Below are 20,407 nucleotides of genomic sequence, written 5' to 3'. Positions count from 1 at the left end.
GATGTCAGCATTTTTCATCAACCGGCCGATCTTCGCCTGGGTGATCGCCATCGTGATCATGCTGGGCGGCCTGCTCGCGCTCACCACGCTGCCGATCTCGCAATATCCGCAGATCGCGCCGACCACGGTCAACATCAGCGCCACCTATCCCGGCGCCGACGCGCAGACGGTCGAGAGTTCGGTGACCAAGATCATCGAGCAAGGCATGACCGGCATCGACAATCTCGACTACATGACGGCGACGTCGACCTCGACCGGTTCGGCCTCGATCACGCTGACCTTCACCAGTTCGGCCGATCCCGACACGGCCCAGGTGCAGACGCAGAACAAGCTGCAATTGGTGCAGTCGCAATTGCCGCAGGTGGTGCAGAGCAACGGCATCACGGTTTCAAAATCGTCGACCGGCTTCCTGATGGTCATCGGCTTCGTCTCCAGCGACGGCAAGATGAACTCGACCGATCTCGCGGACTATGTCGACGCCACGGTCAACGACACACTGAAACGCGTCGAAGGCGTCGGCTCGACGCAGCTGTTCGGCTCGGGCTATGCCATGCGCATCTGGCTAGACCCGGACAAGCTCGCCAAATACGCGCTGATGCCGAACGACGTGGCGAGCGCCATCGAGGCGCAGAACACGCAGGTTTCGGCCGGCCAGCTCGGCGGCCTGCCGGCGCGCAAAGGCCAGCAGCTCAACGCCACTGTGACCGCCAAGAGCCGGTTGCAAACCGCCGAACAGTTCCGCAACATCATCCTGAAGAGCCAGACGGACGGTTCGCTGGTCCGCCTCAACGACGTCGCCACCGTCGAACTCGGCGCCGAAAGCTATACGACGCAAGCCCACTACAACGGCAAGCCGGCGGCCGGCGTCGCCGTCAACCTGGCGACCGGCGCCAACGCCATCAGCACCGCCGAAGCGGTGCGCTCGACGATCAACCGGCTGAGCTCGACCTTCCCGCAAGGGGTCGAGGTCGTCTACCCCTACGACACCTCGCCCTTCGTGCGGCTGTCGATCGAGGAAGTGGTCAAGACGCTGGCCGAGGCGATCGTGCTGGTGTTCCTGGTGATGTTCATCTTCCTGCAGAACCTGCGGGCGACGATCATCCCGACCATCGCGGTGCCGGTGGTGCTGCTCGGCACGTTCGGCGTGCTGTCGCTGTTCGGTTATTCGGTCAACACGCTGACCATGTTCGCCATGGTGTTGGCCATCGGCCTGCTCGTCGACGACGCCATCGTCGTGGTCGAGAATGTCGAGCGCGTCATGGCGGAGGAAGATTTGTCGCCGAAAGAGGCGACGCGAAAATCGATGAACGAGATCACCGGCGCGCTGGTCGGCATCGCCACCGTGCTGTCGGCCGTGTTCGTGCCGATGGCCTTCTTCGGCGGCTCGACCGGCATCATCTACCGGCAGTTCTCGGTGACCATCGTCTCGGCCATGGTGCTGTCCGTGCTGGTGGCGCTGGTGCTGACGCCGGCCCTGTGCGCCACGATCCTGCGGCGGCCGAAGGACCATGCGACGCAGACGGGTCCGTTCGGCTGGTTCAACCGGATGTTCGATCGCGGCACGACGGCCTATCGCGACGGCTCGCACGGCATCATCAACCGGTCGTGGCGATTTCTTGCCGTCTTCCTCGCCATCGTCATCGCCGTGGGCTGGATGTTCGCTCGCCTGCCGAGTTCGTTCCTGCCGGAAGAAGACCAGGGCATCCTGATCACCAGCGTGCAGCTGCCGGTCGGTGCGACGCAGGACCGAACCGAGCGCGTTCTGGCTGAGGTGACCGATCATTATCTCAAGGACGAAAAGGATGTGGTCGACGGGGTCTTCACCGCCTCCGGCTTCGGTTTCGGCGGCGCCGGGCAGAATGTCGGCATCGGCTTCGTGCGGCTGAAGGATTTCGCCCAGCGCAAGTCGCCGGCGTCAGCAGCACAGGCGATTGCCGGGCGCGCGATGGGCGCCTTCCGCAAGATCACGGATGCGCAGGTCTTCGCGCTGGCGCCCCCCGCCATCCAGGGTTTCGGCAACACCAACGGCTTCGATTTCTACCTGCAGGACGTCAATGGCGCCGGCCACGACGCGCTGATACAGACGCGCAACCAGCTTCTGGGTCTTGCGGCGCAAAGCAAGCTGCTCGCCAACACGCGCCCCAACGGCCAGGAGGACCAGCCGCAATTCTCGGTCGACATCGACCAGGAGAAGGCGAGCGCGCTGGGCGTCAGCCTCGCCGACATCAACAACACGCTGTCCAGCGCCTGGGGCAGCGACTATGTCAACGACTTCATTGATCGCGGGCGGGTGAAGCCGGTCTACATGCAGTCGGACGCGAATTTCCGCATGCAGCCGGAGGATCTCGACAAATGGCAGGTCCGCAATGCCAGCGGCGCCATGGTGCCGTTCTCGGCCTTTGCCTCCAGTCATTGGACATTCGGCTCGCCCCGGCTCGAACGCTACAATGGTTCGGCGGCGGTCGAAATCCAAGGCGCGGCGGCAGCGGGCGTGAGTTCGGGCGCGGCGATGGACGAGATCGACAAACTCGTCGCGCAGCTGCCGGCCGGCTATTCGCATGAATGGACCGGGCTATCGCATCAGGAGCGGCTTTCGGGCAACCAGGCGATGTCGCTGTACGCGATCTCGGCCCTGGTCGTGTTCCTGTGCTTGGCGGCGCTCTATGAGAGCTGGTCGATCCCGTTCGCGGTCATGCTGTCGGTGCCGATCGGCATCTTCGGCGCGCTGGCGGCGGCAAGCCTGTTCGGCCAGACCAACGACGTCTATTTCAAGGTCGGTCTGCTGACAACGATCGGTCTCGCCGCCAAGAACGCCATCCTGATCGTCGAGTTCGCCATCGAGCGGCAGACTGCCGGCATGGGGCTGGTGGAGGCGACGCTGGAGGCGGCGCGACAACGATTGCGGCCGATCCTGATGACGTCGCTGGCCTTCATTCTCGGCGTCACGCCGCTCGCGATCGCCAGCGGCGCCGGCTCGGGCGCGCAGAACTCGGTCGGCATCGGCGTGATGGGCGGCATGATCGCGGCGACTGTGATCGGCGTGTTCCTAGTACCGCTGCTGTTCGTCACGGTGCGGCGCATCTTCAAGGGCAGGGTGGCCAAACCAGATCCTGGGCAGGATACGGGCGAAACGCCGGTGACGGCCAACCAGCAATAAGAGTTCTTCACATGACAGGTCTTGAACGTGGCTCGGTGGCCGCGGGGCGGCTCTTTGCGCCTATTCTCGGCGCGGCCTTGCTCGCGGGATGCGTCGTCGGGCCGGACTACCGGACGGCCATCCTGCCGATGCCGGCAAACTGGAGCGGCCAGAAGCCGACGAAGTCCGTCCAGCCGGCGCAGCTTTCGCAATGGTGGCAGCGCCTGCGCGACCCGCAGCTCGACACGCTCGTCGAGGAAGCGGTCGCCGGCAATCTCGATGTCGCCACGGCGAAAGCCAAGATCCGCGAGGCGCGCGCCAGCTATCGCCAGTCCGCCGGCACATTGCTGCCGTCGGTGGATGGATCCGGCTCGGTCACGCGCAACAAGTCAGCCGAGACGACATCTGGCACCAATTCCGTCTACGCGGAATACCAGGCCGGCTTCGACGCCAGCTGGGAACTCGACCTGTTCGGCGCCAACCGCAGAGGTGTCGAGGCGGCACGCTATGGGGTGGACGCGTCCGAGCAGGAATTGCGCTCGACCCTTTTGACCCTGGTCGGCGATGTCGCGTCCGACTACACCCAGGCACGCGGCTATCAGGCGCGCATCGCGCTCGCCCGGCGTTCGGCCGCGTCGCAGCGGCAGACCGCCGAACTCACCCGCACCATGGCGCAGGCGGGCACTGCGACCGCCGCCGATGTTGCCAAGGCGATGGGCCAAGCGGCCAGCACCGAGGCCGCGGTGCCGACGCTGGAGGCAAGCTATGCCGAAGCGCTGCATCGCTTGTCGGTGCTCACCGGCCGGCCGCCGGCGGCACTCAACGAGCGCCTGAAGCGCAGCAAGCCGATCCCGGCGCCACGCCTGCCGATGCCGACCGGGATTCCCGCCGATATCCTGCTGTCGCGTCCCGACGTGCGCATGGCCGAGCGGCAATACGCGCAATACAACGCCAAGGTCGGCCAGGCGGAGGCCGCGCGCTATCCCACGGTCAGCCTGACGGGAAACATCAGTACGGCGGCCCTCAATCTCGGCGACCTCGGCAAGAATTCGTCCATCGGCTGGTCCTTCGGGCCGACGCTCAGCGTGCCGCTGTTCAATGCCGGGCAGCTGAAAGCGGCCGTCGAGGTCGCCCAGGCACAGCGCGACCAGTATTTCATCGCCTACCGGTCTTCGGTGCTGACTGCGCTCGAGGATGTCGAGAACGCACTCGTTGCGCTGGCGCAGGAGCGTATCCGCATCGGCAAGCTTGCCGCGTCGGCGAAATCCTATGGCGATGCGGCACGTCTCGAAGGCACGCTCTACAAGGCCGGCGAGACCAGTCTTCTCGACGTGCTCGACGCCCAGCGCTCGCTCTACTCGGCCGAGGATTCATTGTTGCAGAGCCGCGTCTTGCTGGCGACCAACTACATCGCCCTCAACAAGGCGCTCGGCGGCGGCTGGAACGGCGCGGTCGATAGCACCAGGCCTGAGATCGTCGATGTCGGGACCGGGCCACGGATAGTATCGACGCTCACGACACAATGAACAAAATGTGCAACCCGAACCATCGGCGGCCCGTTTATGGTGTCCTCGAGGCAATGAGATGTCGCGCATCTACGATCTTGCATCCAATGGGGTCCGGCGTGTCTATGAAAAGCGCATAGACGCGCCGGCTATCCTCGATGCCGCCAGCGATTTTCCGAACGCGGCGAAATTCACCGCCGCCTGGCGCGGCATACGCGACGAAGCGCTTGCCGTGCGGCTGGGCGGGGCGCCGCGCTTCCACGACATCATGCCGGAACAGGCCGACATCTCGGCCAATGACGGTCTCGACTGGCGCATGTTCGTGCTCAAGGCCTACGACATCGGCATACCCGAAAACCTGGCGCGGATGCCGGTTCTGAGCCAGTTGCTGGCCGAGTGCCCCGAAGTCAAATCGGCGGCCATCTCGTTCCTGGCGCCGCGCAAGCACATTCCCAGCCATCGCGGACCGTTTCGCGCCATCATGCGCTTTCACCTCGGCCTGGTCATACCGCGGCAGGCCGATGGCCGCCCGGCGACCATCATGATGATCAATCATCAGGAGAAGCGGATCACGGATGGCGAAGGCCTGCTCTGGGACGACACTTTCCCGCACGAGGTGATGAACAACGCCGACGAGCCCCGCATTGCGCTGCTGCTCGACGTCTGGCGTCCAGGAATGCCGCTGGACATGGAAGTCCTGTCCCGGCTGATCGTGCGCGGCGTCCAGGCGGGGATGCGCCACAGGGGCGTGTCCTTCTCCGGCTGAACCTGGGAGCGCGAGCACCCTATCTCTGAGTGAGGCGAGGGCCTTTCCTGCTTTGAGGCGAGCGACTTATCCGCAGCAAGGTTGCGAGCCGGCGGAAGGCTCGCAACAGGCCTTGGCTTTCCGCTCTTCCTCCAGCCAACGGTCGCGCGGCTTGCAGCTTGCAGGCCGGGGCGAAAGCTCGACATGTACCGCGCCGTCGGCCAGCCGGGGAAGGGCGGCCCGATAAAGCGCGATCGGGCGTACACCGTCGCTGACCTCGAAAGTGAGCCGGGCGGACGGGTCAAGGTCGACATGCTCCGTCACCTTGCGGATGATCGCGGAGAATTTCCCGGCCGGCATATGCGTGCGGTCGCCCTCGTCGACGTCCCAGAGCTGGATGAAGATCTCGGCCCAGGCTTCCGGATTGGCGCCGCAATCCAGCGCGGCGAACGTGCCCGCCTTCACCTCGGTGACGTGGTAGCCGGGCTTTACCGGTCGGCCATCATGGAAAAACACCAACGGCCTGTCCTTGTGACCGGCCAGAAAGCCCAGGAGGCCAGCGATGGCGATGTCCTCGGGATCACTGATGATGGTGGGTTCAAATTCCCGATTGTCAGAGACGAGCATGTGCGGTAATCCTTGTTTCAACATTTCTAGGATTGTTGAAATATGGATGAACGTCAAGCCCTGTCTGCCTTCGCGGCCCTTTCGCAGGAGACGCGTCTGCGCATCCTGCGGCATCTGGTGATTGCGGGTCCGGATGGTGTTGCCGCAGGCGCTATCGCAGAGAAGGTAAAGGTCTCGGCTTCGAATGTGAGCTTCCACCTGAAGGAGCTCGAACGGGCAGGGCTGGTGAGCGTGCGCCGCGATTCCCGTTCCATGGTCTACAGCGCCGAGTATGATGCGCTGAGCGGGCTCATCCGCTTCCTGATGGAGGATTGCTGCTCCGGAAGGCCCGAAATCTGCGCTCCGGCGCTGGCGCCGAGCTGCTGCGCAGCCGATGCGCAGGAAACGGTTCGATGAAAGTCGAGCGCCAATTCGACCTGCTACGACGCCTGGTCGCCGAGAGCCTTGGCACGGCACTGCTGGTGGTTACGGTCGTCGGTTCAGGCATCATGGCGCAGTCGCTGACGAGCGACGGCGCACTGGCACTTCTCTGCAACACGCTGCCAACCGGTGCGAGCCTGGTCGTGCTGATCACAATCCTCGGCCCGATATCCGGTGCCCATTTCAATCCGGCCGTGTCGCTCGCCCTAACACTTTCGCGCCGCCTGCCGGCCAGCGATTGCGCCTTGTACATGTTGGCCCAACTTGCCGGAGGCATTGCCGGAACGATGATCGCTCATCTGATGTTCGGCCTGGCGCCGCTGGCGCTGTCGACGCATGGCCGCACCGGCGCCGCGCAATGGCTTTCGGAAGGTGTTGCGACCTTCGGCCTGCTCGCCGTCATACTGGCCGGCCTGCGCTTCGAACGCGCGGCCGTGCCCTGGCTGGTCGGCCTCTATATAACCGCTGCCTACTGGTTCACCGCCTCGACGTCCTTCGCCAATCCCGCGGTCGCGGTGGCAAGGGCATTCACCGACACGTATTCCGGAATCAGCTGGGCAAGCCTTCCCGGCTTCATCGCCGCCGAGTTCGCGGGCGCCGGCCTCGCCTTGGCGCTGATGACATGGCTGCTGCAGCCGCAAGCCGAAATCCAACCTCTTGCCGTCGAGACCAGGCCATGACCGTAACGATCTACCACAATCCCGACTGCGGCACCTCGCGCAACACGCTTGCCATGATCAGGGCGAGCGGCGAGGAGCCGGTGGTCATCGAATATCTGAAATACCCACCCAGCCGGGACCGCCTGCGCCAGCTTATTGCCGCCATGGGAATTCCGGTGCGCGCCTTGCTGCGCGAAAAGGGCACGCCCCATGCCGAGCTTGACCTGGCTGATGCCAAATGGACCGACGAGCAGCTGCTCGATGCCATGCTGGCGCATCCGATCCTGATCAACCGGCCGATCGTCGAAACAGCCAAGGGGACGCGGCTGTGCCGGCCGTCCGAGCTTGTACTCGACCTGCTTGACCATCCGGTGAACCATTTCACCAAGGAAGACGGCGAGGTGGTCACCGGTGACCGTGGCACGATACCAGACTGACTGTAGAGGGCGCCGTCGAATGCGATCAAGCCATTACATTCCAGCCATGGCTTCGGCTGCCGGAAAAGTCGGCAGCAACCGTGGAACGACCAGCACCGTCGCCCCGTAGAGCAGCAAGGCGGCGCCCGCCAGCCTTGCTACCCTCTCTCCCATCGGGAAGGTCTTTTCCGCAAAGACCAGCAGCGTGACCACGGCCATGACCGCGATGTTCATGATCCCGAGCGGGAAGAGAGTGAGAAACAGGAGCCAGCAGCAGCCCAGGCAAAGGAGCCCATGCTCCAAGCCCATGCGCACCGCGCCCCAGTGCCCGTCGCGCCATGAGGTCAGGATGAAGCTCATTGGAGTACGGCATTTGGCCAGGCACAAATCCTTCAGCGGCGAGAGCTGGTAGGCACCCGCAACCATCAGCAGCGCGCCGCCGATGCGAGCGGCCGTCGCCGTGGACATTCCCTCTCGCCCGGCAATATTCTCCGCGCCCGCCGCGCCGGCAAAAGCGAGTACGCCCGACAGGCCCCAGACCAGCATATACCCGCCCACGAATACCCAGGTCGAGACAAAGGTTGCGCCGGGCCCCCGCCGCCCGGCCTGGACCTGGTGAAACGTCAGGATCATGGGGGCGGCCGTCGGGAACATCATGGCGACCATCATGATGATCCAGACGACGAGGAACAGTAGCGCATTCATGCCCATCGTGGGCGTGTTCATGGCCATCGGCATGTCCATGCCGATCTGCCACCGGATGAGCATGGCCCAGGCCGCGGCGGCAACGGCGATCAGCAGCGCAGCGATGATGTTTCGCTGCAGCGCCAGTGACGGGGTCCCAGCATCGAGCATGGCCCAAGTCCGTTCCGATCGAGCATTTCGCAGCCGAACTCAGTCCGCCGGCATTGCAGAAACACCCCTGAAACAAAGAGACGGAGCGGGACCCATTGACCGAATGGAGCGTCCCGCTCTGGCGGCCGGACCTATTGTTGGCCCGACCAGTTGATCGAAGCGTAGTGCCCGTTGCGGCGGGAATTGTCCCAGCGCATGCCGTGGTCGCTGAACGTGCTGTCCTGCACGCCCATCGCCATGAACAGCTTGTCGGGGTTGATGGGATGGCCGGTGGCCGCCCACATCTCTCCGTCCTCGCGCATCGTCGGCAGCGGTTCGACCGCAACATGCATGACCCCCGGGATCTCCACCGACCGCTTCTTGCCATCGATCTGGTACCTGATCGGCGCCTTTTTGGCTCCCAGGTTCGTGCCGATCATCGGCGCGAGCATAGCCATCGGGCCGCCTGCGGCGCCGGTGAAGATCGCGCCCAGCGCCTCCATTTGCGTGTCATCGGCCCGTTCGTCGATATAGGCAGCGGCCGTCCAGTTGCCCTCCGCCATCGGACCGGGCGTGCGCGCGACCATCGCGACGTTGAGGCCGTCCAACCGCGCATCACCGAAATTGCCGGTGTCGATGTGAAAGGCCAGGGCAACGTCGCAGACGCCTTGCGTCGGCTTTGACGTCAGTTGCGCTTTGGGTGACATCAGGCAGGGACAGACGACGTCGCAGTTACAATTTTCGAAATAATTTCCGGACAACTGCCAACTGGTTGCCATTGGCTCCTCCCGAGTGCGAGGCGGGCCGAAATATCGCCGCTTTCTTGGCCAGGTGGCGCCGCTTTTCCTTGCATTTTCGAGCGGCAGACAGTCCAACCCCGCGAACGATCGGCGCGCCAGACCAGTAGGCATACGCTACGCCGTTGCCCGGCACTGTCAAGCGCCGGCGGAGAAGGTGCCGCGCTTCGAATTTCTCACGATTGTCGGCAACGACAACCCTGGGATTTGCGCCCCGGGGCAAAACCTCGGCTGCAATCCCTGCACTGGGAATGCCGCGCACTGATCCCGTTCGGGAGCGAGGCGACCGCAAAGGGTGCAGGGAACCCTAGCTACGACCGGCCGAGCCTGCCGCCGAGCAGGTCTTGAAGGCCACGTGAAGCATAATTACATCAATGGGTAAGCGTGCGTCGCACGCGAATTGCTTTGGTCAAGCTTCATCTATGGAGGTTGTCATGGCTAATATGCTCATGGAAGGAAAGAAGGGCCAGGACTGGCTCAATCTGGTCCTTGCCATCTGCCTGTTCATCTCACCTTGGGTAATCGGCTTCGCTGCTGAGACCGCACCTGCATGGAACGCCTGGGTTGTTGGCGTCGTGCTGGGTGTCATGGCTCTGGCAGCGCTTACCGCATTCGCCGAGTGGGAAGAATGGGTGAGTGTCGTTCTCGGGCTCTGGCTGATCGTTTCGCCCTGGCTACTCGGTTTCATGGCGAACACACATGCGATGGCCACCGACGTCGTTCTCGGCGTGCTGGTGGTTGCCGTATCCGGCTGGGCCGTCTGGGACTTCCGTCACCCGCACGCGCACGCGTGATTCGGGACGGACCAAGGGTGGGGGCTCGGCGCGCGAGTGACGGGCTCCTCCCGCAGATCTGGAATGCGCGCCCAAGGTACGCGAAATTTGGGCTGGCGCTCCGGTGCCGGCATCCTTTTGCCGGTCCGCCCGTGCCGATCTGGCCACCCGCTTGCGAACGGGAGGCCTGCTCATGGATTTCGATGAGATCGAACCCATATCTTGGGTAGGAGTTTGAGCGTGACCTTCGCGCGGGTGGCCCTTTTCGCCGCGGCCTTCGTCGCCGCGGCTGTCGTTTCTCTCTTCCCTTCGGCCGGGAGGGAGAAGGTTGCGCTGAGCGTGGCGATCGATGGCGCCATCGGGCCGGCAAGCGCAAGGCAGCTCGAGGAAGCGCTTGGCGTCGCCGCCAAGCGGGACGCCGCGGTCCTCATCCTTAAACTCGACACGCCCGGCGGGCTGGTCACCTCGATGCGCCAGATGATCTCTGATATCCTGGCTTCGCCGGTGCCCGTCATCGGCTATGTCGCGCCGGCCGGTGGCCATGCGGCGAGTGCCGGCACCTACATCCTCTATGCCACCCATGTCGCGGCCATGGCGCCCGGCACCAATCTGGGTGCCGCGACACCGGTGGAGATGGGCGGGCTGCCGGCGCTTCCGGGCGACCAGAAGGACAACCAGAAGGATGCCACCGGACGGCCGGCGGGCGACGCGATGATGACCAAGGTGACCAATGACGCGGTCGCCCTGATCCGCTCGCTCGCCGAACTGCGCAATCGCAATGGCGACTGGGGCGAGAAGGCCGTGCGCGAAGCGGCGAGCCTGTCGGCCAATGCGGCATTGCAGGAACATGTGATCGATTTCGTCGCCCGCGACACCACCGAACTCCTGCAACTGGCCGATGGGCGCACCGTCGATGTGGCCGGCAAGAAAGTGGTGCTGGCGACGAAGGGGCTGCCGGTCGAGACGCTGGAGCCGGGCTGGTTCATCCAGCTGCTTTCCGTCATCACCGATCCGAACACCGCCGTCATCCTGATGCTGGTCGGCGTCTATGGCATCGTCTTCGAGTTCACCAGCCCGGGCGCGGTCGCGCCCGGCGTCATCGGCACCACCTGTCTCGTGCTCGGCCTTTATGCGCTCGATCTCCTGCCGATCAACTATACCGGCCTTGCCCTAATGCTGCTCGGCATCGTTTTCCTTATCATCGAGGCCTTCAATCCCACCGTCGTGCTCGGGCTCGGCGGCGTGGCCGCGTTTCTGTTCGGTGCCGCCATGCTGCTGCGGGTCGAGGGGCCGGGCTTTGCCATGTCATGGGCCGTCATCGGTCCGGCCGCCGCGCTGACGCTTGGATTGGCGCTGCTGAGCGGTACCTATCTCTGGGCGGCGCGCCGGAACCCGCCGCGCGTCGGCGGCGAAGCGATGCGCGGCCAGCTGGCCGAGATCCTCGACTGGCAGGGCGGCGAGGGCCATGTGCTGGCCCTGGGCGAGCGCTGGCGAGCGAAGGCCGATGAACCCGTCGCGGCCGGCGACAGCGTCGAGGTGACGGACATCAGCGACCTCGTGCTGACCGTGCGGCGGCGCGACGCGGGAAGGAATGGAGCAAGGCAATGAACATCGGCTATGTGGCCTATCTGGTACTAGCGCTAATTGTGGTCATATTCCTGTCCGCGGCCATCCGCATCCTCCGGGAATATCAGCGCGGCGTGGTCTTCACGCTCGGCCGCTTCACCGGGGTCAAGGGGCCCGGACTCATCATCCTCGTTCCCTTCGTCCAGCAGATGGTGAAGGTCGACCTGCGCGTGGTGGTGCAGGACGTGCCGCCGCAGGACGTGATTTCGCGCGACAACGTCTCGGTGAAGGTCAATGCCGTGCTATATTTCCGCATCGTCGACGCCGAACGGGCGGTCATCCAGGTCGAGGACTACATGGCCGCCACCAACCAGCTGGCGCAGACCACGCTGCGATCGGTGCTCGGCAAGCACGAACTCGACGAGATGCTGGCCGAGCGCGACAGGCTCAACAGCGACATCCAGGAAATCCTCGACCAGCGCACCGATGCGTGGGGCATCAAGGTGTCCAATGTCGAGATCAAGCATGTCGACCTCAACGAGAACATGGTCCGCGCCATCGCCAAGCAGGCCGAGGCCGAGCGGCTGCGGCGCGCTAAGGTGATCAATGCCGAAGGCGAGCAGCAGGCGGCGGCGAAACTGGTCGAGGCAGGCCGCATGCTGGCGGCCGAGCCGCAGGCCATGCAACTGCGCTATTTCGAGGCCTTGCACGACATCGCCGGCGAGCGCTCCTCCACCGTGGTGTTCCCGCTGCCGGTGGACCTGCTCGGTCAATTCCTGAAGGGGCAGGGGAAGTAAGCAACCCCCTTTCCGCCTCCCAACTGGGTGAGTTCAGCCAGCCTGCAGGTTCCTGCGCTTCCGGTCCCACGGACGTCAGATACGCTCGCTTCCGGGCTCTCGATATCGTCCACCCTCGGCTCGGCCTGGTCTGGCTCAACGCTACAACAACAAGTCCAGGAAAAATGTGGAACAGTTTCCGTCAAGAAGGCGTTCTTACGCACTGCAAGGCACACTCAAAATAAGTGAGAAATAAACCATAAGTCTTTGTCCTAGATCAAAGTCGAGAGTGGTTTCTTCGGGTAACAGGGCGTCCGCTGCGATATTTTGGAGAGGATGGCGGATGTCGACCCTTCATTTGAGTTCAGAATACCGGAATAAACAGGATAGCCTGTCCGAGCAGTCAAAATCGGTACATCATGGGGCAATGGAGCTTCAGACAGCCATTCTCCTTACATTGCGGGGCTATCGTCGCCGCTCAGTAATTTCCACCAATTATGTGATGAAAAGGGTGCGACAGCTGTGTCCTGATTGCGTGCTCGCCGACCATGCATTGGCCGGATTGATCCAGGAAGCCGCGGTGTTGTTGGCATTGATCCCGGTGTTCGATCCGTGCCTTGGCAAGGATAGATAGGTTAGAGCGGCTACAAAGCCTTTTAGCATCGCTGAACCTCGCGGTCTGCAGGGCCGCGAGGTCTTTTTTGTCCATTTCTGCGCGGTCGCCCGGCAGGAACGGCGCTGTCCCGCCAGATATTTGCGTCCTTGCTGGGTCCGCCTGATCTTTTCTCACTGTCAGAACCTGACGCTGAGATCTGCCTTGGCGCCGTTGTCGATGTTGTGGCCGCCGAACTGGCCGACATAGGACAGGCCGAGTGTCGCATTGGCCGACATCGGCAGGTCGAAGCCGGTCTCGATCACCGCGCTGTTTCACCCTGAGGCTGACATGTCATTGGAGCCCGGCCTTGTCTTGGGCAGGCCGGCACTGGAATTGGACTGGAGCGAAAAGCAGCGTCTTTTGCGCGCACTGTGGCAGTTCGGCGTCATCGGTCTCGGCCTCGCACGGGCTGGTATCGGACCGCTGCCGAAAGCTGCAAAACTTATCTGGCGCTTGTCGGCGTATAGCCGAAGCGGCGACGAAAGCAGCGGTTGAAGTACGATACGTCGCTGAATCCGCTTGTCAGGGCGATGTCACTGACCCGCATGTCGCTGTGTTTGTGCGAGAGCCTGTGGGCGCTCTGCAAACGCAGTTCGAGAACGCGTTCAGAGAAGCTCATTCCCGTCTCTTGAAGGAGGTCGTGGACATAGCGCACCGACAGGCCGAGTTGTTGCGCGACACTTTGGGCGGAAATGCCGGGATCGATAATTGCTCTCGCCGCATCTGCGCCGTGCTTCGCTGATCGGCGATCTGCTCGACCAGGGCCGCGTCATCACCCATCTTTATCGCCAGGCGCTCGATCATCTGGCTGTGCCTGTCGTGCTTACCCACGCCAACGGAGCAATCCTCCATGCGAATGCGGCCGCCGAACAGATGTTTTCGGCGCAGGGTCCCATTCTCTCCAGGAACGGCCTGCTCCAGGCACAGAATCCGGTGGCGGCCCGCGCCCTTCTGGACGCGATCGCCAGTGCGGCGAGCGCGGATGCTTCGCTTGGCGCGCGCGGCATAGGGCTGCCGGTTTCGGCCCAGGGCCAGCCGCCCGCCGTTGCCTATGTGTTGCCGCTGACTGAAGGAACGGCGCGCGCGGTTTTCCGGCCGGCATGCGCGGCTGTGTTCATATCGACGACGACATCGGCTTCTCCCCTCCCGGAAGCCGTTCTGATCACGCTGTTCGACCTTACACCCGCGGAGGCCCGGGTGCTGCTGCGGATCGGCGGCGGATTGTCAGCCTCCAGAGCGCGTCGTCGCTCGGCATCGGTGAAAACACCTTGAAGACCCACCTCAATCGAATTTTCGCCAAAACCGGCACGAGACGCCAAGCCGACCTCGTCAAACTCGTGTCGGACATCGGCACGCCGCTGGCGGCTCATGGACCCTGAGGGCGGAGCGCGTAGTCTCTACCGCCAGCGGGTCAGAGGCTTTACCGCCGCCAGGGCGGCTCCGGCGCGAAGCGCTTGCCGATCCAGTCGGCGAAGGCGCGGGTCTTGGCGGCCTTTCCCTTGGCCGAGGGCGTGACGACATAGACCGCGCCTTCATCGGCCAGCGTCCACTCCTCCAGCACGGGCACCAGCCGTCCATCGGCAAGCTCGCGGCCGACCAGCCAGTCGGTGCTCATCATCAGGCCGACGCCTTGCACGGCGGCCTCGACCAGCACCTCGGCGTCGTCGCTGACCAATGGCCCGGAAACCTCGACGCGCGCGCGCCGGCCCTCGCGGTCGGTCATCTCCCAGGCCGGAAAGGTCTGGAAGCCCGAGAAGCCCAAGCAGGAATGGTCGAGCAGCGCTTGCGGTGTCTCCGGCGTGCCCCTACGGGCGAGATAGGAGGGAGCGGCGCAGAGCAGCCGGCGTCGCGAAGCCACCTTGCGTGCCACGAGGCGCGAATCCTCCAGGCTGCCCAGCCGCACGGCGACATCGAAATTCTCGGCGACCAGATCGGTGAAGCGGTTGGAGAATTCGGCCTCGATGCGCACATCGGGAAATTCGGCAAGGAATTGAGGCAGCAGCGGCCCGATCCACATGCGCCCGAACGTGCCGGGCAGGGCCAGCCTGAGCACGCCGCGCGGGCCGCCCCCGGCATGCGCGGACGCGACGGCCTCGGCCTCGTCGACGGCAGCGAGGATGGCGCGCACGCGTACCAGGAATTCGGCGCCTGCTTCGGTCAGCGACACGCTGCGCGTCGTGCGCGAGAGCAATCTCACCCCCAGCCGTGCTTCCAGCGATTGCAGGCGCCGCGACAGGATGGTCGCATCGCGCCCGACACGCGCCGCCGCGCGGGTAAAGGAGCGCGCCTCCGCGATAGCGGCGAAGGCGGCCATCTCGGCAAGGGCCGCGGGTTCGTGAGATTGCTGCATCATTCACAGTTCTCAATTGCAGAAAACAAGGATTATCCAGAGATAGCGCAGCAAATAGGTTCACTCAATCCATCAATCGTCCCACCGGAGTGAGACCATGAAAGCCATCGAACTCAGCCAGCCCAGGCTGGACGCCTTCCGCGCCGTCACCGTTGCAACCCCCGAACCGCAGCGTGGCGAGGTGCTGATCCGTCAGCGCGCGGCGAGCCTCAATTTCGTCGATGTCGCGGTGGCGAGCGGCAATTATCCCGGACCGAGCTTTCCGCTCATCCCCATCGCCGACGCCGCCGGCGAGATCGTAGCGCTGGGCGAGGGCGTTGCCAGATTCGCCATCGGCGACCGCGTCGTCGCGCATGCCAAGCCGCGCTGGATCGGTGGGCCGCCGCGGCCTTACGAGATGACGCAGATGCGCGGCATCTCGCTGCCGGGATCGCTGGCCGAATATGTGGCGCTGCCGGCCAATTCGCTGGTGCCGGTCCCGGCGCATCTCTCCTTCGAGGCGGCCTCGACGCTGCCGATCGCCGGCACCACCGCCTGGAACGCCATCCGCGCCGCCAATGTCGGGCCGGGCTCGGTCGTCGTGCTGCTTGGCACGGGCGGCGTCTCGATCTTCACCCTGCAACTCGCGAAGGCCGCCGGCGCCACGGTCATCATCACCTCGTCGTCGGACGAGAAGCTGGAGCGGGCGAAGGCACTCGGCGCCGATCATCTCATCAACTACCGCGCGACGCCCGACTGGGACGGCAAGGTGCTGGAGCTGACCGGCGGTCTCGGCGCCGACCTCATCGTCGAGACCGGCGGAACCGCAACCTTCGCCCGCGCCGTCAACGCCACCGCGCCCGGCGGCACGCTGTTCACCATCGGCTTCGTCACCGGCGCCGAGGCCACGGTCAATCTGCTGCCGATCATCATCAAGGCGCTGAAGGTGGTCGGCAACAACACCGGATCCGTGTCCGATCTCTTCGACGCCGCCCGTGCCATCGGCGCGGCCCGGATCGAGCCGGTGGTCGACAAGATGTTTTCACCCGATCAAGCGACCGAAGCCTACACCCACATGGCCGCCGGCGGCCTGCATTTCGGCAAGCTGGTGTTCGGGCTGGAGTGGTGAAGTAGCCGCTCCCCTCGTGGGGAGATGCCCAGCAGGGCAGAGGGGGCGCGAAGGATCGCGGCCTTTCGGTCAATCTGAGAGCGCTGAGGAGCTGCATAAACTTGCGATCGCAAACTGCTGACATGCCGGCGGGACAGCGCCCCCCTCTGGCCTGCCGGCCATCTCCCCCACTTGGGGGGAGATTGGCAGTTCCACCCTCAGATCAGCTTCTCCAAGGTGATAGGCAGATCCCTAATCCGCTTGCCCGTCGCGTGGAACACAGCATTCGCAATGGCCGGCGCCATGCCGACGATCGCCAGCTCACCGACGCCCTTGCCGCCAAGCACCGAGGAGTGCAGGTCGGGGATGCCGACCGAGATCACCTCGATGTCGGGGATGTCGGCATTGGTGGGGACGAGATAGTCGGCGAGGTTGTTGTTGACGATGCGGCCGTGGCGGCGGTCGACAATGCCTTCTTCGAGCAGCGCCTGGCCGATACCCATGATGATGCCGCCCTTCCACTGGCTTTCGGCCAGCTTCGGATTGTAGAGCCGGCCCGAATCCAGCGCCGACACCACGCGCGACACGCGCACCGTGCCGAAATCCTCGTCGACGCGCACCTCGACGAAATGCGCGCACCAGGAGTGACGGGAATAATCGCCCTCGGTGTGTGGCAGCGCCACGGCGATGGTGGTGTAGTTCTTGTAGCGATCCTCGGCGGTCGAATTGGCCGGCATTGTGTCGCCGGTCGCCTCGACGCGGTCGCAGCCGACGCTTTTGAGCAGTTCGGCGATCGAGACATCGGGGCCTTCGCCGCGTGGTGCGGTGATGCGGCCATTGGCGACGACCAAAGTGTTGGCCTGCAGCGCGTTGAAGGGCGAGCGCAGATCGCTGATCGCCAGACCGATCAGCTGGTCGAGCGCCGAGGTTGCCGCCTTGTGGACGGCGCCTGTCATCACGCCGGCCAGCCGTGAGCCGCCGGCGACGCCGGCACGGGGAAAGCGGGAGTCGCCGAGCTTCACCACGACGTCGTCGGCGCTCACGCCGACCGTCTCGGCGGCGGTCTGCGCCAGGATGGTGTAGGTGCCCTGGCCCATGTCGATCGAGGAGCTTTCGACCTCGATCGAACCGTCGGCCAGGATGCGCACGATCGCTTCGCCATAGGCGCGCCGTACCGGATAGGTGCCGGCGGCCACGCCCCAGCCGATCAGATGGTTGCCATCGCGCATCGAGCGTGGCTCAGGCGTGCGCCGGGCCCAGCCGAAGCGTTCGGCGCCAGCTGCAAAAGCCTCGCGCAACTGCCTGGTCGACCAGGCTTTTTTCGCATGCGGATCCTGCTCGGCGTAGTTGCGCAGCCGGATCTCCAGTGGATCGATGCCGACCTCGTAGGCGAGTTCGTCGATCGCGCTTTCAATGCCGAAGGCTGATGGGTTTTCGCCCGGCGCGCGCATGGCGCCCGGCACCACCGAATTCACCCGCACGACATTCTGCTTCGAGGAGAAATTCGGCGTCGCGTACATGATCGAGGTGACCGAGCCCAGCGGCTCGACCCACATGCCGTCGATGGATGTTTCGTTGACGCCGCGATGCACGATCGACTGGATCTTTCCGTCATGGTCGGCGCCGATCGTCACCGTCTGGCGGGTCGCGGCGCGGCCGCCATAACCGGTGAAGGTCTGCGGCCGCGTCATCACCAGCCGGACCGGCCGACCGAGCATTTTCGCGGCACTCGCGGCAATCGCGCCATGGCTGAGCGCCAGCGCCTTGGAACCGAAGCCGCCGCCGATATAGGGCGACACCAGCCGCACATTCTCGAACGGGACGCCGAACCATTCGGCATAGGTGCGCGCCATGCCGTCCAGCCACTGGCTCGGCTCCCACACGGTGAGGTAGTCGCCTTCCCAGCGGGCGATAAGGCCATGCGGTTCCATCGGCGCCTGGTATTCGCGCGGCGTGTTGTAGGCGGCGCAGATGCGCACCGGGGCGGAGGCGAAGGCGGCGGACGCGTCGCCCCATTCCTTGGTCATGGCGTCGACCGGAATGCCGTCACCGGCCTTGCCATCGCTGAGGTCGACGATTGCCGGCGTCTCGTCATAGCTGACCTCGACGAGGGCCGCCGCGGCGACCGCCTGCTCGAAGGTCTCGGCAACGACGGCGGCCACATGCTGGCCCGAGAAGGTGATGTCGCGCGCCAGCGGGCAGTAGGGTTTGTCGGGCGGCGGGGTGCCGAACCAGTCCGAGGCGGTTTTCAGGCTGATGATCGTGTCCGGTGTCAGCACCTTGAGTACGCCCGGTGCTGCCTCGGCCGCCTTGCTGTCGATGGCGCGCACCTTGCCGGATGCAATCGTGCTTTCGACCAGCACGGCGTAGGCGAGCCCTTCGAGCTGCTGCTCGACGGCGTATTTGGCCGCACCCGTGATCTTGGCCGGGCCGTCGACGCGCGACAGCCGGCCTCCGACGGCTTCCGCGCCGCCGTCGGAAGCATCGCCCCGTTTCAATTCACCAACTCTGATGTTGTGAACGGTCATGCCGTTTCTCCCATCTTGAGAATAGCCCGTGCGACGACGCGCGGCGCGAGCTCGATCTTGTAGTGGTTGGCGCCATGGTCGACAGCGCCTTCGACGGCGAGCAGGCTGGCGGCGCGAACAGCTCCCGGCTCCAGCGCCTTGCCTTTCAGCGCGTCTTCGACGGCGCGCGCCCGCCACGGTTTGGTGGCGACGCCACCGAGCGCCACGCGCAGGTCGCGGATGGTGCGTCCGTCGGATTCCAGTTCGAGCCCGACGGCGGCGCTGGCCGCGGCGAACTCGTAGGATTGCCGGTCGCGGATCTTGAGGTAGGTCGAACGCCGCGCGGCCGCGGAGGATGGGATTTCGATGGCGGTGATCATCTCGCCGGGCTCGATCGCGTGTTCCTTGTCCGGCGTCGTGCTGGGCGACAGGAAAAAGTCATCGACGAGGATGCGCCGATCGCCGAGATATACCGTCGCGTCGAAGGCGACGAGCGCTGTGGCGAGGTCGCCGGGATACATGGCGATGCAGGCTTCGCTGGTGCCAAGCACGGCATGGCCCCTGGTGACGCCGCCGATCGCCGAACAGCCGCTGCCTGATACACGCTTGTTGCAGGCGGAGAAATTCGAGGGATCGCGGAAATAGGGGCAACGCGTGCGCTGCATGAGATTGCCGCCAATGGTTGCCATGTTGCGGATCTGCGCCGAGGCTGCTTGCCAAAGCGCCTCCGAGATGGCGGGAAAGCGGTTCTTGATGTCCGCGTGGTCGGCGACATGGCCCATCCTGGCAAGCGCACCGATGATGGCGCCACGCTCGTTGATCTCGATCCGGTCCAGCCCCTCGATATGGGTGATGTCGACCAGCGTGTCGGGCTCGGCGACGCCGCATTTGGCGAGGTCGATCAACGTGGTGCCGCCGGCAAGCAGCATGGCGCCGGGGAGAGCGGCCGCCTGGCGGGCGGCGTCGGCCGAGGTGGCGCGAAGATAGGAAAAGTCCCTCATGACGCGGCCTCCAGCGCTGCCTGGCGCACGGCGGCGACAATGTGCGGGTAGGCGCCGCAGCGGCAGAGATTGCCGGCCATGTATTCGCGGATCTCTTCGTCCGATCCGGCATGGCCCTCGCGGATGCAGGCGACCGCCGACATGATCTGGCCTGGCGTGCAATAGCCGCACTGGAAGGCGTCCTGTTCGAGGAAGGCAGCCTGCACGGGATGCAGTTCGCCCTCCCGTGCAAGCCCCTCTATGGTGGTGATGGTGCGGCCCTCGGCTTGCGCGGCCAGTGTCAGGCAGGCCAGCACGCGCTCGCCGTCGACATGGACGGTGCAGGCACCGCATTGGCCATGGTCGCAACCCTTCTTTGTGCCGGTCAGGCCGAGCCGGTCACGCAGGGCGTCGAGCAGTGTGACACGCGGTTCGAGTTCCAGCGTGTGATGCTGGCCGTTGATATCGAGATGGACGGGAATAGTGGTCTTGCTGGTCATGGGCGTCTGGCTCCAGTTGCTTGACGCTTGGGGGATGAATTGGAGTTAGGGGGTAGGGAGGGTCCAACCGTTGC

General features: G+C 64.7%; 21 protein-coding genes. 12 read left to right on the top strand and 9 right to left on the bottom strand.

Going from position 1 to position 20,407, the window contains the following annotated elements:
- The first annotated feature begins 1 nt into the window (after position 1).
- Genes FJW08_RS07245 through FJW08_RS07235 form a run of 3 tightly spaced genes read left to right on the top strand, consistent with a single transcriptional unit; the run spans position 2 to position 5,407 of the window.
- Entirely contained in the window at positions 2 to 3,157 is a 3,156-nt protein-coding gene (locus FJW08_RS07245; protein ID WP_140809935.1) for an efflux RND transporter permease subunit, read from the top strand.
- Between the two features lie 11 nt (positions 3,158 to 3,168).
- On the top strand, positions 3,169 to 4,662 hold the full coding sequence (locus tag FJW08_RS07240; protein WP_140809933.1) for an efflux transporter outer membrane subunit: 1,494 nt from the start codon (positions 3,169 to 3,171) through the stop codon (positions 4,660 to 4,662).
- A gap of 58 nt (positions 4,663 to 4,720) precedes the next feature.
- A complete protein-coding gene (locus FJW08_RS07235) occupies positions 4,721 to 5,407 on the top strand; it encodes an aspartyl/asparaginyl beta-hydroxylase domain-containing protein (RefSeq protein ID WP_140809932.1) in 687 nt (228 codons plus the stop codon).
- A gap of 66 nt (positions 5,408 to 5,473) precedes the next feature.
- Here the strand turns inward: FJW08_RS07235 and FJW08_RS07230 are convergent, their stop codons facing one another.
- Complete coding sequence (locus FJW08_RS07230; protein WP_140809931.1) at positions 5,474 to 6,013, bottom strand: DUF6428 family protein; 540 nt, start codon at positions 6,011 to 6,013, stop codon at positions 5,474 to 5,476.
- Positions 6,014 to 6,055: 42 nt separating this feature from the next.
- Here FJW08_RS07230 and FJW08_RS07225 point away from each other — a divergent pair, with 42 nt between their 5' ends.
- Genes FJW08_RS07225 through arsC form a run of 3 tightly spaced genes read left to right on the top strand, consistent with a single transcriptional unit; the run spans position 6,056 to position 7,529 of the window.
- On the top strand, positions 6,056 to 6,409 hold the full coding sequence (locus tag FJW08_RS07225; RefSeq protein ID WP_140809930.1) for a metalloregulator ArsR/SmtB family transcription factor: 354 nt from the start codon (positions 6,056 to 6,058) through the stop codon (positions 6,407 to 6,409).
- Positions 6,406 to 7,113 (top strand): MIP/aquaporin family protein, encoded by a 708-nt coding sequence (locus tag FJW08_RS07220; protein WP_140809929.1) that lies wholly within the window; start codon positions 6,406 to 6,408, stop codon positions 7,111 to 7,113. Before FJW08_RS07225 ends, FJW08_RS07220 begins: the two co-directional genes overlap by 4 nt.
- Complete coding sequence (gene arsC, locus FJW08_RS07215) at positions 7,110 to 7,529, top strand: arsenate reductase (glutaredoxin) (protein ID WP_140809928.1); 420 nt, start codon at positions 7,110 to 7,112, stop codon at positions 7,527 to 7,529. Before FJW08_RS07220 ends, arsC begins: the two co-directional genes overlap by 4 nt.
- Before the next feature lie 33 nt (positions 7,530 to 7,562).
- On the opposite strand, the gene FJW08_RS07210 is transcribed toward arsC, so the two are convergent.
- Both FJW08_RS07210 and FJW08_RS07205 read right to left on the bottom strand, forming a co-directional pair.
- Positions 7,563 to 8,363 (bottom strand): DUF2182 domain-containing protein, encoded by an 801-nt coding sequence (locus FJW08_RS07210; RefSeq protein ID WP_140809927.1) that lies wholly within the window; start codon positions 8,361 to 8,363, stop codon positions 7,563 to 7,565.
- A 131-nt stretch (positions 8,364 to 8,494) separates the two neighbouring features.
- Positions 8,495 to 9,121 carry a DUF1326 domain-containing protein gene (locus FJW08_RS07205; RefSeq protein WP_140762138.1) on the bottom strand — a complete coding sequence of 209 codons (627 nt, stop codon included), beginning with the start codon at positions 9,119 to 9,121 and terminating at the stop codon, positions 8,495 to 8,497.
- Positions 9,122 to 9,573: 452 nt separating this feature from the next.
- Between FJW08_RS07205 and FJW08_RS07200 the strand changes: the two genes are divergently transcribed.
- From FJW08_RS07200 to FJW08_RS07185, 4 genes are all read left to right on the top strand, one after another.
- The gene (locus FJW08_RS07200) at positions 9,574 to 9,933 is read left to right on the top strand and encodes an SPW repeat protein (protein ID WP_140762141.1); all 360 of its coding nucleotides are present in this window, start codon (positions 9,574 to 9,576) and stop codon (positions 9,931 to 9,933) included.
- A gap of 219 nt (positions 9,934 to 10,152) precedes the next feature.
- On the top strand, positions 10,153 to 11,520 hold the full coding sequence (locus FJW08_RS07195; protein WP_140809925.1) for a nodulation protein NfeD: 1,368 nt from the start codon (positions 10,153 to 10,155) through the stop codon (positions 11,518 to 11,520).
- Positions 11,517 to 12,275, top strand: coding sequence for a slipin family protein (locus tag FJW08_RS07190; RefSeq protein ID WP_140762146.1), 759 nt, complete (start codon positions 11,517 to 11,519; stop codon positions 12,273 to 12,275). Before FJW08_RS07195 ends, FJW08_RS07190 begins: the two co-directional genes overlap by 4 nt.
- A 322-nt stretch (positions 12,276 to 12,597) precedes the next feature.
- The gene (locus FJW08_RS07185; protein ID WP_140762149.1) at positions 12,598 to 12,888 is read left to right on the top strand and encodes a hypothetical protein; all 291 of its coding nucleotides are present in this window, start codon (positions 12,598 to 12,600) and stop codon (positions 12,886 to 12,888) included.
- Between the two features lie 158 nt (positions 12,889 to 13,046).
- Here the strand turns inward: FJW08_RS07185 and FJW08_RS33235 are convergent, their stop codons facing one another.
- Both FJW08_RS33235 and FJW08_RS07180 read right to left on the bottom strand, forming a co-directional pair.
- Positions 13,047 to 13,172 carry a hypothetical protein gene (locus FJW08_RS33235; RefSeq protein ID WP_281408426.1) on the bottom strand — a complete coding sequence of 42 codons (126 nt, stop codon included), beginning with the start codon at positions 13,170 to 13,172 and terminating at the stop codon, positions 13,047 to 13,049.
- A 179-nt stretch (positions 13,173 to 13,351) separates the two neighbouring features.
- Positions 13,352 to 13,603: a helix-turn-helix transcriptional regulator gene (locus tag FJW08_RS07180; protein WP_281408428.1), complete on the bottom strand. Its 252-nt coding sequence runs from the start codon at positions 13,601 to 13,603 to the stop codon at positions 13,352 to 13,354.
- A gap of 14 nt (positions 13,604 to 13,617) precedes the next feature.
- Here FJW08_RS07180 and FJW08_RS07175 point away from each other — a divergent pair, with 14 nt between their 5' ends.
- On the top strand, positions 13,618 to 14,181 hold the full coding sequence (locus FJW08_RS07175) for a PAS domain-containing protein (RefSeq protein WP_246682253.1): 564 nt from the start codon (positions 13,618 to 13,620) through the stop codon (positions 14,179 to 14,181).
- 148 nt (positions 14,182 to 14,329) lie between these two features.
- On the opposite strand, the gene FJW08_RS07170 is transcribed toward FJW08_RS07175, so the two are convergent.
- Positions 14,330 to 15,259, bottom strand: a complete 930-nt coding sequence (locus FJW08_RS07170) for a LysR family transcriptional regulator (protein ID WP_140810059.1) — start codon at positions 15,257 to 15,259, stop codon at positions 14,330 to 14,332.
- Positions 15,260 to 15,356: 97 nt separating this feature from the next.
- Between FJW08_RS07170 and FJW08_RS07165 the strand changes: the two genes are divergently transcribed.
- Complete coding sequence (locus FJW08_RS07165) at positions 15,357 to 16,367, top strand: NAD(P)-dependent alcohol dehydrogenase (protein ID WP_140809924.1); 1,011 nt, start codon at positions 15,357 to 15,359, stop codon at positions 16,365 to 16,367.
- Positions 16,368 to 16,564: 197 nt separating this feature from the next.
- Here FJW08_RS07165 and FJW08_RS07160 read toward each other — a convergent pair whose 3' ends face one another.
- The 3 genes from FJW08_RS07160 to FJW08_RS07150 are packed head-to-tail and all read right to left on the bottom strand — an operon-like array spanning position 16,565 to position 20,333.
- Positions 16,565 to 18,874 carry a xanthine dehydrogenase family protein molybdopterin-binding subunit gene (locus tag FJW08_RS07160; RefSeq protein ID WP_140809923.1) on the bottom strand — a complete coding sequence of 770 codons (2,310 nt, stop codon included), beginning with the start codon at positions 18,872 to 18,874 and terminating at the stop codon, positions 16,565 to 16,567.
- A complete protein-coding gene (locus tag FJW08_RS07155; RefSeq protein ID WP_140809922.1) occupies positions 18,871 to 19,854 on the bottom strand; it encodes a xanthine dehydrogenase family protein subunit M in 984 nt (327 codons plus the stop codon). Before FJW08_RS07155 ends, FJW08_RS07160 begins: the two co-directional genes overlap by 4 nt.
- Positions 19,851 to 20,333 carry a (2Fe-2S)-binding protein gene (locus FJW08_RS07150; protein ID WP_140762159.1) on the bottom strand — a complete coding sequence of 161 codons (483 nt, stop codon included), beginning with the start codon at positions 20,331 to 20,333 and terminating at the stop codon, positions 19,851 to 19,853. Before FJW08_RS07150 ends, FJW08_RS07155 begins: the two co-directional genes overlap by 4 nt.
- Between the last annotated feature and the right edge of the window lie 74 nt (positions 20,334 to 20,407).

It is taken from the genome of Mesorhizobium sp. B3-2-1 (genome assembly GCF_006439515.1).
In the GTDB taxonomy this organism is placed as follows: domain Bacteria; phylum Pseudomonadota; class Alphaproteobacteria; order Rhizobiales; family Rhizobiaceae; genus Mesorhizobium.
Note: the sequence above shows the minus strand (reverse complement) of the source record. Positions and strands in the feature narration are given on the sequence as shown.